The sequence below is a fragment of the Colwellia sp. BRX10-9 genome (assembly GCF_014077405.1).
Lineage (GTDB): Bacteria > Pseudomonadota > Gammaproteobacteria > Enterobacterales > Alteromonadaceae > Colwellia_A.
The window spans coordinates 180,438-196,881 of the sequence record NZ_JACGVV010000002.1; the positions used below are offsets into that span (position 1 = coordinate 180,438).

The 16,444-nt window shown below is 31.8% G+C and carries 13 protein-coding genes; 10 read left to right on the plus strand and 3 right to left on the minus strand.

Features of this window, described 5'->3' with window-relative positions; translation table 11 throughout:
* Nucleotides 1-454: 454 nt before the first annotated feature.
* The 7 genes from H4J69_RS02045 to H4J69_RS02075 all read left to right on the plus strand — a co-directional run bounded on the left by H4J69_RS02045 (nt 455) and on the right by H4J69_RS02075 (nt 9,829).
* Nucleotides 455-1,936 (plus strand): MBOAT family protein, encoded by a 1,482-nt coding sequence (locus H4J69_RS02045; protein ID WP_259367694.1) that lies wholly within the window; start codon nt 455-457, stop codon nt 1,934-1,936.
* Between the two features lie 13 nt (nt 1,937-1,949).
* Entirely contained in the window at nt 1,950-2,960 is a 1,011-nt protein-coding gene (locus H4J69_RS02050) for a hypothetical protein (protein ID WP_182244336.1), read from the plus strand.
* Nucleotides 2,961-3,080: 120 nt separating this feature from the next.
* Entirely contained in the window at nt 3,081-4,100 is a 1,020-nt protein-coding gene (locus H4J69_RS02055; protein WP_182244335.1) for an acyltransferase, read from the plus strand.
* 359 nt (nt 4,101-4,459) lie between these two features.
* Nucleotides 4,460-5,665: a TIGR04063 family PEP-CTERM/XrtA system glycosyltransferase gene (locus tag H4J69_RS02060; protein ID WP_182244334.1), complete on the plus strand. Its 1,206-nt coding sequence runs from the start codon at nt 4,460-4,462 to the stop codon at nt 5,663-5,665.
* 1 nt (nt 5,666) lies between these two features.
* Nucleotides 5,667-6,632 (plus strand): polysaccharide deacetylase family protein, encoded by a 966-nt coding sequence (locus H4J69_RS02065; RefSeq protein ID WP_182244333.1) that lies wholly within the window; start codon nt 5,667-5,669, stop codon nt 6,630-6,632.
* A 96-nt stretch (nt 6,633-6,728) separates the two neighbouring features.
* Nucleotides 6,729-8,630 (plus strand): asparagine synthase (glutamine-hydrolyzing), encoded by a 1,902-nt coding sequence (gene asnB, locus H4J69_RS02070; RefSeq protein WP_182244332.1) that lies wholly within the window; start codon nt 6,729-6,731, stop codon nt 8,628-8,630.
* 2 nt (nt 8,631-8,632) lie between these two features.
* The gene (locus H4J69_RS02075) at nt 8,633-9,829 is read left to right on the plus strand and encodes a glycosyltransferase (protein WP_259367695.1); all 1,197 of its coding nucleotides are present in this window, start codon (nt 8,633-8,635) and stop codon (nt 9,827-9,829) included.
* Between the two features lie 4 nt (nt 9,830-9,833).
* Here the strand turns inward: H4J69_RS02075 and H4J69_RS02080 are convergent, their stop codons facing one another.
* Together H4J69_RS02080 and H4J69_RS02085 are read right to left on the minus strand one after the other, a co-directional pair.
* Nucleotides 9,834-11,075: a glycosyltransferase gene (locus tag H4J69_RS02080; RefSeq protein ID WP_182244330.1), complete on the minus strand. Its 1,242-nt coding sequence runs from the start codon at nt 11,073-11,075 to the stop codon at nt 9,834-9,836.
* Entirely contained in the window at nt 11,072-11,863 is a 792-nt protein-coding gene (locus H4J69_RS02085; protein ID WP_182244329.1) for a Stf0 family sulfotransferase, read from the minus strand. Before H4J69_RS02085 ends, H4J69_RS02080 begins: the two co-directional genes overlap by 4 nt.
* Nucleotides 11,864-12,062: 199 nt before the next feature.
* Here H4J69_RS02085 and H4J69_RS02090 point away from each other — a divergent pair, with 199 nt between their 5' ends.
* From H4J69_RS02090 to H4J69_RS02100, 3 genes are all read left to right on the plus strand, one after another.
* Complete coding sequence (locus H4J69_RS02090) at nt 12,063-12,959, plus strand: polysaccharide pyruvyl transferase family protein (RefSeq protein ID WP_182244328.1); 897 nt, start codon at nt 12,063-12,065, stop codon at nt 12,957-12,959.
* A gap of 40 nt (nt 12,960-12,999) precedes the next feature.
* A complete protein-coding gene (locus tag H4J69_RS02095) occupies nt 13,000-13,938 on the plus strand; it encodes a glycosyltransferase (RefSeq protein WP_182244327.1) in 939 nt (312 codons plus the stop codon).
* A 104-nt stretch (nt 13,939-14,042) separates the two neighbouring features.
* Entirely contained in the window at nt 14,043-15,101 is a 1,059-nt protein-coding gene (locus H4J69_RS02100) for a FemAB family XrtA/PEP-CTERM system-associated protein (RefSeq protein ID WP_182244326.1), read from the plus strand.
* Nucleotides 15,102-15,188: 87 nt separating this feature from the next.
* On the opposite strand, the gene H4J69_RS02105 is transcribed toward H4J69_RS02100, so the two are convergent.
* Nucleotides 15,189-16,340, minus strand: a complete 1,152-nt coding sequence (locus H4J69_RS02105) for a GNAT family N-acetyltransferase (protein WP_182244325.1) — start codon at nt 16,338-16,340, stop codon at nt 15,189-15,191.
* Nucleotides 16,341-16,444: the final 104 nt, after the last annotated feature.

The following is a 16,444-nucleotide window of genomic DNA, read 5'->3' on the forward strand; positions in this document are numbered from 1 at the left end:
CAATTAAGCAGTGCGCTTAGCTATAATCGAAGTCTAGCTGCACATTCCACGGCATTAAATCTGTTAAATCATCATCGTCACTTTGACGGTGAGCGTCTGGCTAAATGCATCTAACAAATGATCCTTGGGTTACGTAAATTACTTCAAAACAATTTTGGAGAAATTTATGGGAACTATGCGCAGCCAAGATCGTAAGCGTATAGCTAACAGCAGGTGCCGTTAGCTATACGCTTACAATTGTTTAGTGATAATCGTCAGAAGCATATACTCGTATGTGGTATATTAAAGGCTTACTAATCCTTTGTTATCTGATAAAGTAGTTTCAGTTTTACATTTTTTACAATGGACAAGGACTCACTTGCTTTTCAATTCATTCGAATTTATTTTTTTATTCTTACCTATAACTCTTATTATTTTCTTTGCTCTAGGAAATCGGAATAAACACCGGCCAGCTATGGCATGGCTTGTACTATGTTCCTTCTTTTTCTACGGATGGTGGAATCCTGCATATCTAAGCTTAATTTTATTTTCTATAATATTTAACTATACATTAGGTACCGTCTTAGGTCATGGAAATAGTCCCTTATTAAGAAAATGTACTCTATGGTTTGGAATCACCGTTAATATAGGATCATTAGCATATTTTAAATATGCTAATTTCTTTGTTGAACAATTGCAGAATGTTACAGAACTAAGTTTTAACTTTGAATACATATTATTACCACTAGCAATATCCTTTTTTACATTTCAGCAAGTAGCTTTTCTAGTTGATTCATATAGAAATGAAACCAACGAATATGATTTCTTGCAATATTGTTTATTTGTAACTTTTTTTCCGCAATTAATCGCAGGCCCTATTGTTCATCATAAAGAAATGCTACCTCAATTCATGCAAAATGATAGGTTTAAGATCAATTTAAAAAACATTGTTATTGGCTTAAGTATTTTTTCTATTGGTTTTTTCAAAAAGACGGTACTAGCTGATGGAATATCTCCATATTCAAATATAGTATTCGATGCAGCAGCGACCACTGGTGATCCTATAACTTTTTTCATAGCTTGGGGAGGTGCTTTAGCTTATACATTTCAACTCTATTTTGACTTCTCTGGGTACTCAGATATGGCAATAGGACTAGCGCGTTTATTTGGTATTATTTTACCATTGAATTTTTATTCTCCCTATAAGGCAATAAATATCTCCGAATTTTGGAGGCGATGGCACATTACACTCTCCAACTTTTTAAGAGATTATGTCTATATTGCTCTAGGTGGTAACAGAAAAGGAACTTTCTCTAGATATAAAAATCTATTTCTTACCATGTTTATTGGAGGTGTTTGGCACGGTGCTGGCTGGAATTTTGCATTTTGGGGGGCCTTACATGGTTTCTATTTAATGAGTAATCTTGCTTGGGTAAAGTATACTCAGTATTGGTCAATACCTATTCCTAATTCATTTAAAAAATTAATTGCATGGGGATTAACCTTCACAGCTGTAGTCGTAGGTTGGGTATTTTTTAGAGCCACTACTTTCGATGCTGCCATTACTATTTTACAAGGTATGAGTGGAGTGAATGGAATTTCAATTCCGAATGCCATAATGACTAGATTAGGTTCATTACAAGAAGTAGTTACAAGTTTAGGTATAAAAGCACACTTAGGTGGTGGGAATAGCTTTGTATTTACTTGGATTTGGATATTAATATTACTACCAATGACCTTATTGTTGCCAAATACACAGGATTTGTTTTCTAAACACAAAGGGTCGTTAAGCCCAAGAGCATACGAGATAAAAAACACCTATTGGCTATATTTTTCAATAGGTAAGGATATTCAATGGAAAGAAAATATAGTATGGGCAACAATAATCTCTGTTGCATTAATTACAGGTATAATGACATTGTCTCAAGTATCTGAATTTCTTTATTTTCAATTTTGATATGGATGTTTATATGACACATTATCGTTACTTAAGAAACTTAATTACTATCTCATTAGCTTTATTTATTATATTTGGTACATTCAATTATTTTATTAACCCATATAATATTTTTAATATAGAAAGATTTATTGGGTTCAATACTGTCAAACCTGAATCCTCGAAACGAATTAGAATATTCAAAAAATATCAACCTGTATATGCTAATCCAAATTTACTGATAGTTGGTAATTCAAGAGTAGAAATGGGGCTAGACCCAATGCATGGAAGTTTTAATGACAAGTTAATAGTTTACAATTTAGGTATTCCAGGTATAGGAGTGATTTCACAACTACAATATACTCAAAATGTTATTGAAAACTCTGATATACAAGAATTAATTATAGCAATTGATTTTGCTGATTTTTTAACAACTAAGAACTATAAGTTCACCCCACCCTCATTAAATATTAGCCCATTATCTGACAAATATGGTGCGCTTTGGTCTTTAGATTCACTAAAAGCTTCTATAATAACTATATTTAAACAAAATCAATTTGCAGCCAACAGACTAAAAAATGGATTTAATCCAGCTAACGACTACCAACCAATAATCAAGTTTGAAGGTCAAGGCGTTCTATTTAAACAGAAAATTAAGATGTTAAATAATATGTTTAAAAATAAGGTTTGGGATGAAAAATCAATGCTGACACACGAAAAAAGCCACTTATCTATATTACAAAAATACATAAGAGTTTGGATGGAAAACGGTATTAAAGTTAACATTTTCATTAACCCTTACCATAGAGAATACTACACAATAATGGCCGAAAATGACCTTTTAGATTCTTTCAATAGTTGGCGAACCTTAATGAAAAATGTTTTTTCCAGTAAGATCAGTTATTGCGATTTCACTAATTTAGGCCACGAAAAATCAGATGATAAGCTTACAGAGAATGAATTAAAATATTTTTGGGAGCCTGCTCATTACAAAAGAGAACTGGGTGATATTATGATACCAAAAATTTTGAATGGGTGTGCATAGCTACTTTACACCAATTTTGTAGTGTAATTGGTTAAAATATAGTAGTGTTAATTATTGTTGTTCATAACATAATTATCACTACAGGCCAGTATATTCAACACCAATGGGGGGTGGGATTTTATGGAAAATAATAGGCTTGTAGAGTTAGATGCTATAAGAGGGATAGCTGCACTAGCTGTAGTTATATTTCACTACTTTTATCGCTATAACAATATTTATGGTCATGAGGCCTTATCAGTAGAGTGGGCAGCACTAGGAAAGTTCGGAGTTCAACTGTTTTTTATGGTTAGTGGTTTCGTTATTTATTGGACATTGAATAGGGTTAATAAGCCAGTGGACTTTATAGTTTCACGCTTTTCTCGGTTATACCCTACATTTTGGTTTTCAGCCATATTAACATTTACTATTGTATTTATTTGGGGGTTGCCAGGAAGGGAAGTTAATATACATCAAGCTATCATGAATATCTTTATGTTTCATGAGTATATAGGGGGCAAGCATATTGATGGCGTATATTGGACTTTGACGATTGAACTAACTTTCTATTTTTGGATATTCACTTTCTTCGTAACTGGTATACTAAGGTATACTGAGTATCTATTTAGTCCGTTAATTCTAATTTCTATATTACAATCTCAAGGTTTTATTGAAATTTCATTCTGGCTGAATAAACTTTTTATTCTTGAATATTTATCTTATTTTCTTGCTGGTATATGTTTTTACAAAGTAGTCAATAAATCAGCCAATAAGCTTACATACGCTATACTTGCTTTATGTTTAATATCTACATTATTTGTATTTTCTCAAAAGGTATTTTTAATTTCTTTAGCGTTTTATGTGTTTTTCTTTTTTGCAATTTCGGGAAGGTTAAAGTTCTTATCAGTAAAGCCATTAATATTTTTAGGAGGTATATCCTATTCTTTATATTTATTACATCAGAATATAGGTTACGTAATAATTAATAAGTTTTATGGGCTTGGTATTGATCCAATTATATCTATTATTACAGCAATTTGTGTTTCTATATTATTAGCTTATTTCACCACTAGGTTTGTAGAGAAACCATCGTTAATAGCAATACGTAGCGCTTATCGACAAATATCAGGATATTATGAAAAGTCACTAACTTCTAAAGAATAAGCTGAGTAAGTTTTTTTTGTTCAATAAATTAAGTTCTTTTATCATGACAAATTTGTGTAAGACTGGATTGAATTCAATGAAATCGTAAATGCTAAAAGCATTATCTGTAGTGCAGTTGTGCACCAGATACCAAAAGAATTAGAGGTAACATACTAGCTTGTGTACAAATCCGTAGCCAAAATAAGTTGGCCACTTCAATAAGACCATAACTTGTTAAAATATTTGTAATTAATTAAATTTAATAATACATCTTTCATGAAAGATAGTATCTTGTTAGCGCTGTAGTTATCAATTGTTAGGAACTTTAGTTTTCCATATTCATAGTTTAAAACTAGGAGAGCTATAATAAGGAAGTAAATTTGAAAATTTTACATGTACTCGATCACTCAATTCCATTGCATGATGGATATTCATTTCGTACACGCTCTATACTGAAAATGCAACGAAGATTAGGTCTGCATACCTGCCATGTAACTAGCACTAAGCACGGCGACTATTTGGAGGGAGTAGAAAAAGTTGAAGACTTTCATTTTTATAGAACCAAGCCTGTTGGCGGTTTCATGAATTCAATACCTATATTCAATCAGTTTTTGGTGATTATAGCCTTAAAGAAAAGAATTTTGAATATTATCGAAATTGAAAAACCAGATGTTATTCATGCTCATTCACCTTCTTTAAATGGTATGGCTGCAATGATGGCTGCAAAGAAATTTGGCTTACCATTTGTTTATGAAATTAGAGCTTTTTGGGAAGATGCTGCTGTTGATAACGGTTCGTGTAAAGAAGGTGATTTTCGATATAAACTAACACGTGCATTAGAAAACAAAGTTCTTAAAGGGGCTGACGCAATCACAACTATTTGCCAAGGCTTAAAGAATGATATAGAAAAGCGGAAAATTACAAAACGAGAAGTAACAATTATTCCCAATGCGGTAAGTTTAGAGCAATTCGACTTAATCAAAGGAAAGAAAACTGATTTAGAAAATAGTCTACGGTTAAACAAATGCAAAGTTTTAGGATTTATTGGATCTTTTTATGATTATGAAGGTTTAGATTTATTAATTAGTGCAATGACAGAATTAATTAAAGAAGATGATAGCTTTAGATTACTCTTAGTTGGAGGAGGCGTGCAAGAACAAAAGTTAAAAGAACAAGTCGCCTTATTATCACTTGATGATTATATAATTTTTACAGGTCGTGTGCCACATGATACTGTTTCAGACTACTATAGCTTAATTGACTTATTAGTATACCCAAGGAAATCAATGCGTTTAACCGAGTTAGTAACACCTTTGAAACCTTTAGAAGCTATGGCACAAGGCAAGTCAGTCTTAGCATCTGATGTTGATGGACACCAGGAATTAATCACTCACAAAATAAATGGGTGTTTGTTTGAAAGTGATAATGTTAAATCTTTAACAAGTGAAGTGTTGTGTATCTTTGATGATGTCGATTTGCAAGCATCTATGAAATATGAGGGACGAAAATATGTTGAAAAAGAGAGGAATTGGGAAAAAAGCGTGAATCATTATTTACCTCTCTATAAATCTTTAGTTCAAAATTGAAATGAATTGGCTTAAAATTGTTACTAAATTAATTTCAGATACTTTTTCTTCGAAACAGACTAGAAAGTTAATTGTTTTAAACTTTCATCGTGTCTTACCCTCAAAGCAGATGAATTGTGGTTTTGTTGACGCTCTTGATGAAGAATTTTTTAAAAAAAAGATTTTTTGGTTGAAAGAATACTTCAATATCCTTCCGCTAGATTTAGCCTTAGAGCTTCAAGAGAATGGAAACTTACCATTAAGAGCGGTCGCTATAACTATTGATGATGGGTACGTTGATAGCTATGACATTATATTTCCTATTCTTATTGAAAATGGAATTTCAGGGGCTTTTTTTATTTCTACAGCAGGCATAAATGAAGGCTGCCTTTGGTTTGATAAAATAGTAGAAGCAATTAATCAAACTAATATACCCAAACTTAAACTATTAAATATTAATTATAACATCAGCACAAAAGAAGATAAAAAAATATCAATAACAAAGCTAGTTGAAATAATAAAATATAAAACGATAGAAGAGCGTCATCATTTAATCGATATAATATATAATCAATGTGGTCACCCCAACATCCCCCATAGATTTTTATCTAACGACCAAATTAAAGAAATGAGTGATAATGGAATGCTTATAGGTGCACACACCCATCAACATCCTATTTTAATGAAAGAGTCAGATGATACGGCATTACAAGAAATTAATAAAAGTAAGGTAATACTTGAGAGTATTATACAAAAACCCATACAACTTCTAGCCTATCCTAATGGAAAATTAAACTTGGACTTTGATGAACGTCATATTGATATGCTAAAGAAATTAAAATTTAAAGCAGCATTAAGTTCTGATTGGGGGGTGATAAATAAAAATAAAAGTAATTTATTTGCTTTGCCTCGATTTACACCTTGGGAAGATAGGGAATCTTTCTTTGTTTTGAGGTTAGCATTTGCCTTTAAAGGTGTAGTCAGATAATTAACATAAGTTATGGGTGTAGGTATTTATTCTTTTGTTATCTATGAGGCTGTTTTTTACTGATTGGTTTAATTAAATTAATAAGGTTTTCTGTTCATGTGCGGTATTTTAGGAATAAAAAGTAAGTTTTTAACAATAAACAATGATAGATTTTCTTCTATGCTGGACACCATGCCGTATAGAGGTCCTGATGATAGTGGGTTTTGGTTTGATGATGATAAAAAATTAGCATTAAGCCATCTTAGGTTAAGTATTATTGATCCTACACCTGCAGGGCACCAACCAAGGGAAGATAAAGCTTCAAATTGTGTTATTTCGTATAATGGAGAAGTTTATAATTATATTGAAGTTCGAGAGCAATTAATTGCAAAAGGTCATCAGTTTGAAACTCATACCGATACTGAAGTTGTTCTTAAAGCATATATTGAATATGGTCATGAATGCTTGCAACATTTTAATGGTATGTTTGCTATTGCTATTTGGGATGGTAATAAAAAAGAGTTGTTTTTGGCGCGAGATCGTCTTGGTATAAAGCCTCTTTATTATCTTCATACCGATAATGAGTTCATTTTTGCATCAGAAACTAAAGCTATTTTAAAAGGCTTAGATAAGAAACCAGACCTTAACCTACAGCTAATTGATAGTTATATGAGTTTTGGCTATATTCCCGGAGAGAATACATTACACAAAGGTATTAAAAGATTGATGCCTGGTCATTATGCCGTACTCAAAGAAAATACTGATATGGGTAATGAGTTAAATATTACTCAATATTGGGATTTAACCTTTGATAATGATCCTAAAGATGACAAAGGTTTTGATTTCTATCTAAAAGAGAGTAAAAAGTTATTGGAAAGCGCTATTGATTTACGCTTACGAAGTGATGTGCCTTTGGGAATATTCCTCAGCGGAGGTCTTGACTCTAGTGCTGTGGTCGGTTTGCTAGCGGAAAGAGTAAAAGAGCCACTTAAAACTTTTTCTATAGGATATGATTTTGGTAAAAATTTTGATGAGACCCCTTATGCTAGACAAGTTGCTGATAAATTTAATACCGAGCACCATGAGATAAAAATTACGCCAGCTCAATTTAAAGAGTTTATCCCTGAATTTATAAGCTTAATGGATGAGCCTGTTACAGAATCAGCGGCTATTTCTTTATTTTTTGTTTCAAAATTAGCCAAGGAAAAAGTAACTGTTGCTTTATCTGGTGAAGGTTCAGATGAAATTTTTGCGGGATACGATTTATACCAATATATGAATGTATTGGAAAAGTACCGTGCTGTTGTCGGGCAAAAAGGGAGTGAACTCTTTGCCGGTATTTCAAATAAGCTGTTAAGTAAAAGCCATAAAATATCTAAATATCTAAATATGGCAACTTTACCTATAGAACAACGTTATAAAGGAATGTCTACTTATGAAGAACATCATAAAGAGGCACTATATAAATCAGAATTTAAAACTGAAATAGAGCATTCAAGCCAGATTAGCAGTAGAAATTTTTCTTCTTCGTTATTTAATAAAACCCAAGGGAAGGATTTGTTAAGTAAAATGCTATATTTTGATACTAAAACATGGCTTGCAGACGATTTATTAATAAAAGCTGATCGTATGAGTATGGCTGCATCACTTGAGTTACGTGTTCCCTTTCTCGATTATCGTCTTGTTGAATTTGCAGCAACAATACCAAGTAAGCATAAAATTAAGAATGGCGAAGGTAAATATCCTTTAAAGAAAATGATGGAGGGGATCTTGCCACGAAAAATCATCTATCGTAAAAAAATGGGTTTTCCAACTCCGCTAAAATTAATGTTTCAAAATGACCTACGTGAATATACAGCAGGCTTGTTACTATCAGATGAAACTCGTTTGACTGAATATTTTAAATTGTCACGCATCCAACAGCTAATAGATGAGCATAACAATGATAAATTCGATCATCATCGAGTTTTATGGCAATTAGTAGTTCTTGAAGAATGGTTAAGAAAAAACACAGATTAACTATGAAAAAATTAAAAATATTAGCGATTAGTTACTTATTTCCTAATGCACTTCAGCCTAATCATGGGATATTTGTGTTGAATCGGCTTAAAGCCATGAGTAAATACGCTGATATTACGGTAATTAACCCAATCCCAAATTCGCCGCTACATAAATATGTAGATAAATTTTCGCACTTTTCAAAGATTCCAAAATTTGAGCAACTGCAAGGTATTGATATTCATCATCCTAGATTTTTATCTATTCCAGGGCATCTTAAATCTATTGAGATTTTAACATACCGTAAAGCTGTTCAATCTATAATAAAGCAAATAGGCGACGATTTTGACTTAATTGATTTACATTGGACATTTCCTGATTTACCTACAGGGAGCTGGTTATCAAATAAAATAGGTTGTCCTTTTAATGTAACCTTACGCGGTATGGAAGCTTTTCATCTAGGGGATACAGGTATAAGGAAGTATATTGTTGCCCATTACCTTAAAAAAGCGAACCGTATTATTTCATTAAGCGACGAAATGGCCAAAAAGGCCGATGAGTTATCGGATACTGGGAAGAAAACTCATGTGATCCGAAATGGAGTTGATACTGAAAAATTCTATTACCAAGATAAGCAGGAATGTCGGGAAAAACTAAACCTACCACCGAACGAAAAAGTAATACTGGGTATCGGAGGGTTGATTTTCAGAAAGGGTTTTGACGTTGTAATAAACGCCTTACCTCAGGTTATAAGTAATGAACACCTAAAAAACACTAAATTTTATATAGTAGGCTCTCAGGGTCTAGAAGGGGATTGCCGAGTCCAAATAAACAACATAATTCAAAAATATTTTCTGCATGATAAGGTTGTTTTTGTTGGCTCTGTTGCAAATAGTGAATTAGTTACTTGGTATAACGCAGCAGATGTTTTTTGCTTATCAAGTCGTGGAGAAGGGAGTCCAAATGTTTTAACTGAAGCCTTAGCGTGTGGGACGCCTGCAGTAGCAACAAATGTGGGCAGTGTGCCAGAAATAATGGCGTCAGAGCCAGGTTTAGGAGATATAATTAAGTCTGGGGATATAAAGGAAATGTCTGACGGATTAATTAATGTCTTATCCAAGCCTCATGATAATAAACTACAAGCAAAGCTATTTAAAAAATATAATTGGGATTGGTGTGCGGGTGAAGTAATGAAAATCATTCACAATAAGGAAGGCTAATAATTTAGATTATTGATTTAATAATTTTATCTAGTTGCTCTGCTTTATATTCTCTTGAATATTCTTTGGTCATGTTAATTTGATTAGAAATAGAAATATTGGTTAAATGTGATGTTTTTTTCCTACGTATTTTTGTGGTAATAACCTCTATTATTTCATCAACACCGTCAACTAAATTACATTGAGAGAATTTATTAGCAAGTTGAGCTGTTGCACTTTTGCTAGGACTATCTATAATTATAGGCTTTCCTGTTCTTATGTATTCATATATTTTTGTAGGCACGTGAATATTAAAATTTTCTCCTTGGATAAGCAGCAATAAATCACTATTGAGCATTTCAACAATACAGTGAATATGAGAAACAGGTGATTTAAATTTTATAACATCTGATATACCAAGTTCAGTTATCATTTCCAAATAATCATCAAAATTTATATTACCTTGAAATATTAACTGAAAATTCATTTGGCTGATGACGTTATTTTGTTTTAATTTATGTATAGCGTGAAAAACTTTATCAGGGCTTCTCCCATTGTTATATAAACTACCACTATAGTAGATAGTGAATTTTTCTTTTTCTTTTTGAGGAGAGGAGTTAAATATTTTTAATGCTTTTATGTAAGTTGATTCATCGTAGCCATTTTCAATTACGCAAAATTTATTACTTACACCAAAGTGTTTTTCATATGATTTTTTACTTTCTTTAGTAGTAAATATTATTTTTTTTGCGTTTTCAAAAGTAATATTATCTATTTTTTTGTGGATCATATCTAACCACTTACCATTAGTTGTATGTATATAAGGAGCAGGATCTCTATAATCAGCTAACCAGATTTTTTTATAAGTTATGGATAAAAAACTAGCTATTACGTGTGCACTTGGGAGCGGATAGGTTGACCAAATAAAATCAATATTATGTTTTTTAATTATTTTTTTTCCAAGTAAAATTGAAGAAATTATCCATGGTGAAAAATGATCTGGAGTAGCTAAAGCACCAATATATTTCCCATTAACTGCTAGTTTTTCTTTAACGTTAAATGCACTTGCTCTATATATATACTGATTTTCTTTTACTTCAAATGAGTTATCCGCACTTTTGAAAGGGTAAGTATTTGCTTTTGCTGTTAATAATATCGTGTGATAGCCCATTTTATTTAAATATTTGAACATAGCCATTGTTCGTTGAGTGGATACAGCTTGGCTTGGATAAGAATCAAAAGCGATTAATAATATGGACTTATTCATCTAGTTTTTATCTTTGACAAGACTTTACTACTAAATGATTTAGGATGGTGTAGAGGCGTTACTAAGTGTTTTTCATTTAAAAAACGACTTTCCCATTCTTTGTTGATAGCTGAACTTTGTTTTTTAGTGGTAGGGGATTCAGGTATTATGGTCTTGGTAATGTTTAAGCCCATAAAGTCTGCAATCTTTTTGATAGATTGTGGCATATTAATTTTCACATCATCAAAGTTCATTTCAATATAATTACTACCAGTGAGTGCCAATGTATATCGCCAAGAGGCGTTTTCTTTGATTACAACACGTAATTGTCTATCTATTTCTTTTGAATCATACGTTACAGTAGAAGATGTTTGCTCCTGACCATTAATCCAAACACCCGTTTGATCAGCTATGACTAATGAAATAGCCTGTTTTAAAAGTTCTTTTCTTGAAAGAATAACATAATATGCGTTAGGAAAGACTTTTTGGACTTGTTCAAAAGTACCAAACTGTTCAATATGTTGATAATGCAACTTTATGGAAAAAACAGAATTATTTGAAGTCCTGATTTTTTTTAATTTGCTAATGGTTTCTCCAATAGAACTTGTTTTTAATCTTTTTTTCCATTCTTCTAAATTTACAGCATTAGCGTATTCTAGGGGAAATCCAAAATCTTTTGTTTCAAATAAGGCATGACCTAGCATATGACTGCCACATCTTTGTGTTGAACATATTATCAAAACTTTATTAGGAGAGTTATTCTCATTAAAATTGTGTTCTTTTGAGAATTGGTCATTATATAAGTGCATTTGTCTTCCTTAAAGAGAAGGTCTAAAAAGTAAGTCATATTATTGTAATGCTTTTAAGCATATTAAGTCGACAATATAGGTAGTTTAAATTTTGTTCTTTATTCTTGAATAACAAAATATAGCGGCATCGGTGTTTCTGATTAACTATTATGATAAAATTTTATAGTACAATAACTTACTAAGTGGAAGACATAGAAAAATGAAACTTTTTTTTTATAAAGAGGACATTGCTAACTTTGGTGATGACCTAAATGAGTGGATATGGCCTAAAGTTTTACCAAATGCTTTCGACGATGATAGCTCTCATTTAGTGCTTGGTATTGGATCTATTTTAAATGATAAACTCCCAAAAGCAGATAAGTATACAGTTATTGGCTCAGGTTGGGGCTACGGTTCTGCACCTGAGGTTAATGATAACTGGAATATTCTCTGTGTAAGAGGAAAGATAACCTGTAAGGCATTAGGAGTATCTGAAGATAAAGCCGTAATTGACCCTGCATATTTATTAAAAGATTTTTTTGAAGAAAATGTAGAAAAAAAATATAAAGTTTCTATAATTCCACATGCAATTAGCTTAGGTGTTGGTCAATGGGAAGAAGTGTGTGATTTACTAGGTATTCACTTAATTGATATTAGGACAAATAATACTGAGCATTTTGTTAATGAAATAAAAGCAAGTGAAATAATCATTACTGAAGCAATGCATGGGGCGATTGTTGCGGATTGTTTTGGTGTACCTTGGCAAGGCTATACTGCATATGAGCATATTAACGGCACCAAGTGGAATGATTGGTTGAGTGTTTTAGATCATGAAGTTGCTCTTACAGAAATTAATAGCCTTTATAGAGGCTATAGTAGTTTAAATACTAAAGAAATTATAAAAAGTGAAGTTAAACATTTACTTAAATTTTGTAAAATTTGGTCGAGTAATTGGGATGCCCCTCTTCCTAGGAAAACTTCAAAATCTGATATATATAAAATATGTCAACAAATTTCCAGTTTAATTGATAATGATTTATTTGTAATTACGAATAGAGAAATAGTAGATAAACAGGTGAATAAATTGAAAACAATTTTAGCTAAATTAAAAGCGTGAGAAATTTTTTAGCATTACTAAACATTGATAAGGTTTAATTTTGAGTTTATCTCCATTAATTTCTGTCGTCATCCCTGCTTATAATTGCGAACAGTATTTAAAAGCCACTGTATTAAGTATAATAGAACAAACATATAATAATATTGAAATAATTATTATTAATGATGGCTCTTCTGACTCAACTGAAACAATAAGTCAGAAGCTAGTTCAAAGGTTTTTTAATGTTTTTTATTTCAAACAAGTAAACAGTGGAGTTTCATCAGCACGAAATAATGGTTTAACAAAATGCAATGGTGATTATATTTGTTTTCTTGATGGGGATGATCTTTGGCCAGCTACCAAAATAGCTGCTCAAGTTGAGTTTTTAGAAAATAATCCTCAATATAATTTTGTTTGTGGTGATTACCTTGAAGTAGATCATGATTTTCAAATAAATGGAAGAAGTGCGTCTATTATATCTCAAAATTTAGATTTAGAAAAATCTGGCTGGGTTTACTGCAAACAACTCAAAGGGATGCATATTCATATTATTACTTTAATGTTTAGAAGAAACGTTTTAAATGAAATTTATTTTGATAGCGGTCTTAAAATTGCTGAAGATTATGATTTATGGCTAAGAATTACCGCGAACTATCAAATTGCCTTTCTTGACGCTTGTTTAGCGTACTATAGAAGGCATCCAAATAGCATAATGACAAAGCCTCAAAATAAATGTTATCACGCAATAGTTTTAGAACGAAATGTAATGAAATTTGGTTTAAAGTGTAAAAACGGTGAAGAAATAAGTAGAAGTGAATTTAGTGGTTATTTATACGATGCATGGTTTAGTCATGGTTACTTACTGTATCATTCTGGCAAACTGTATAGCCAATGTATTAAAGCACAATTACAAGCGCTAAGATTCAAACCATATGCGATTACACCATGGAAATATATTATAGCTTCGTTAACCATGTTAGTTTTCGCTAAGCAGACTTAAGCTTTAAGAAGTGTTTATATCTTTTGAATTATTACATTTATAAAGTAGCCAGAATGGCCAGTCAATAATTATTTAGTTTTAATACAACTAATTACGGAAAAAAAATGTTCAAAAACTACATTTTCAATTATAAACTTAATCTGCTTGATACTGAAAATAATCAGCGTTGGGATGATTATGTGAACAAGCATGAAGGGGCTTCTATTTATCATCTATCCGCTTGGAAAGGATTAATAGAAAAAACGTTTAATCATAAATGCTATTATTTTTATGCCGTTAACGAACATAATGAAATTTGTGGTGTGCTACCTAGCGTAAACTTAAAAAGTATATTATTTGGACATTACATCGTATCAATGCCTTTTTTTAATTATGGCGGTGTACTGGCTGATAATCAAGAAATTACCGATAGCTTAAATACACGTTTGCAGCAACAAGGCAGTGAAAGCAGCGTTAGTCATATTCAGTATCGGGAACAAACAGAACGAAAAAATAGTGCTATAGCCGTATCCACCGATAAAGTGAATATGGTACTTACTTTACCTGAATCTGCTGATGCATTAGGGAAATTAATTGGTTCTAAACGACGATCTCAAATTAAACGCCCCATTCGTGAGGGTGTTGAACATAAAATTGGCGGTATCGAGCTATTAGATGATTTTTATTCTGTTTTTTGTCAAAACATGAGAGATCTTGGAACACCTGTTTATAGTAAATCATTTTTTAAAAATATTTTTGCAACTTTTAGTGAAAATGCTTCTTTAGTTGTTGTTTATTGGCAAGGAAAACCCGTATCTACTGGATTTTTAATCCGCTATAAAGACCGTATGGAAATACCTTGGGCAAGTACGCTTTCTTATGCGAACCGAATTTCAGTAAATATGTATATCTATTGGCAAATACTGTCTCACGCTATTGAAAGTGGCTGTACTGAATTTGATTTTGGTCGCTCAACTATTGATGCAGGAACATATAAGTTTAAAAAACAGTGGGGCGCCGAACCACAGCAATGCTATTGGTATCATTGGGTGCCTGAAGGTGGTGAATTACCTAATTTATCTCCTAGTAATGCAAAGTTTGATTTGGCGATTAAAATGTGGAAAAAACTACCTTTGTCAGTTGCTAATACTTTAGGTCCATTTTTGGTTAAAAATTTACCTTAAAAAATATTTTCGTGATTGAGTTATTTTTCTTAAGTATGAAGGAACAATTAGATGTAGGGATGAATGTAGCTGGCATCTAATTATTTACTATGAGAATAGTTTTTTTAGCTTGTTTTTTAATTGTATTAGTGAATTTTCAACTTTAAATTTTATTAAGTCTTTTTGTACTACCACATAGCTGTGATTATCTTGGTGGCTTGATAACGACTTTTTATATCTTGCTTCTCCAGCCAAAAAATCATACTTATAAATAGCGGGTCTATTTTCAATTAACCACTGAATGAATAAGGTATGCAGGCTTAGCCCTAACTTTATGCGATTGTCTTCAATTGGTTTAAAGGCACTTAAATAAAAGTAAGCACAATTGTTATCAATAAAGCAGTATAAACACCCCAGTAATTCACCATTAATTTTTAAATTAGCAATAACGGTTTTATTTGTAGGGTGTGCTTCATTCATTAGGTTGTGATGAAAACTGGTGAAACTAGGGTTAATAAAACCACTTGGTGTCTCTGTTCGTTGCCATTTCTCTACGTGCCATTGCTTGCACTTTTTTAATATTTTATTTTGTTTTTCTGGATCTTCTGCTATCGAAAACTCATACGCTCCAAGCTGAGATAATAACTTATAGCTTCGTTTAATTTGTTTTCGAGTGTTTTTAGATAAAGAAGACAAATAATCATCAAGGCTGACTGTATCTTTTAGATTAAGATAGTAGCCATTTTCAGTGTATGCTCTTGTTATGTTGTACTTTGATGATGCAGGTAATTTAAATTGTTTGGGTGTGTTGTGGTACATTGCGATTATAAATTCATCTACTTTGTTGTGTTGTAAAAGTAAGGTTTGCCATATAGATTCTATTATTAGTTCTTTGTTTTCATCGGTTGTTAAAAAGTTATTATTCTCAATCCATATTTGATCACTACTACCAACTCCGCTTCTATTTAAAAACCATTGTGTACTTTTAAGTACAGTGTAACGTGTTACTTTTTGTTCAACAAAAACACCTAAACCAACGATTTGATTGTTTCGGGTGGCTTGCACTAATATTAACTTTTCAGACGCGTCTAGTTGTTTTAACCAAGGCCCAATCCATTTCCAACTTAAAAAGAATAAAGGTGAAGATTTAGCTTCTAGCGCTTGCCACTTTTCTTTTAAAGCGATAACTTGTTTAGATAAAAGTGGATTGATGGTTATTTGAACGGTATTTAACTGAGTTTGTTTATTTTTTACATTCAATTTAGATACCTATTACGATAATATAGTCACACTTATTAATCTTACCTTTTATTGTGTTGTTAGTTTATTGGAATGTAAAGCATAAATATTAAAGAGAAAAGCAG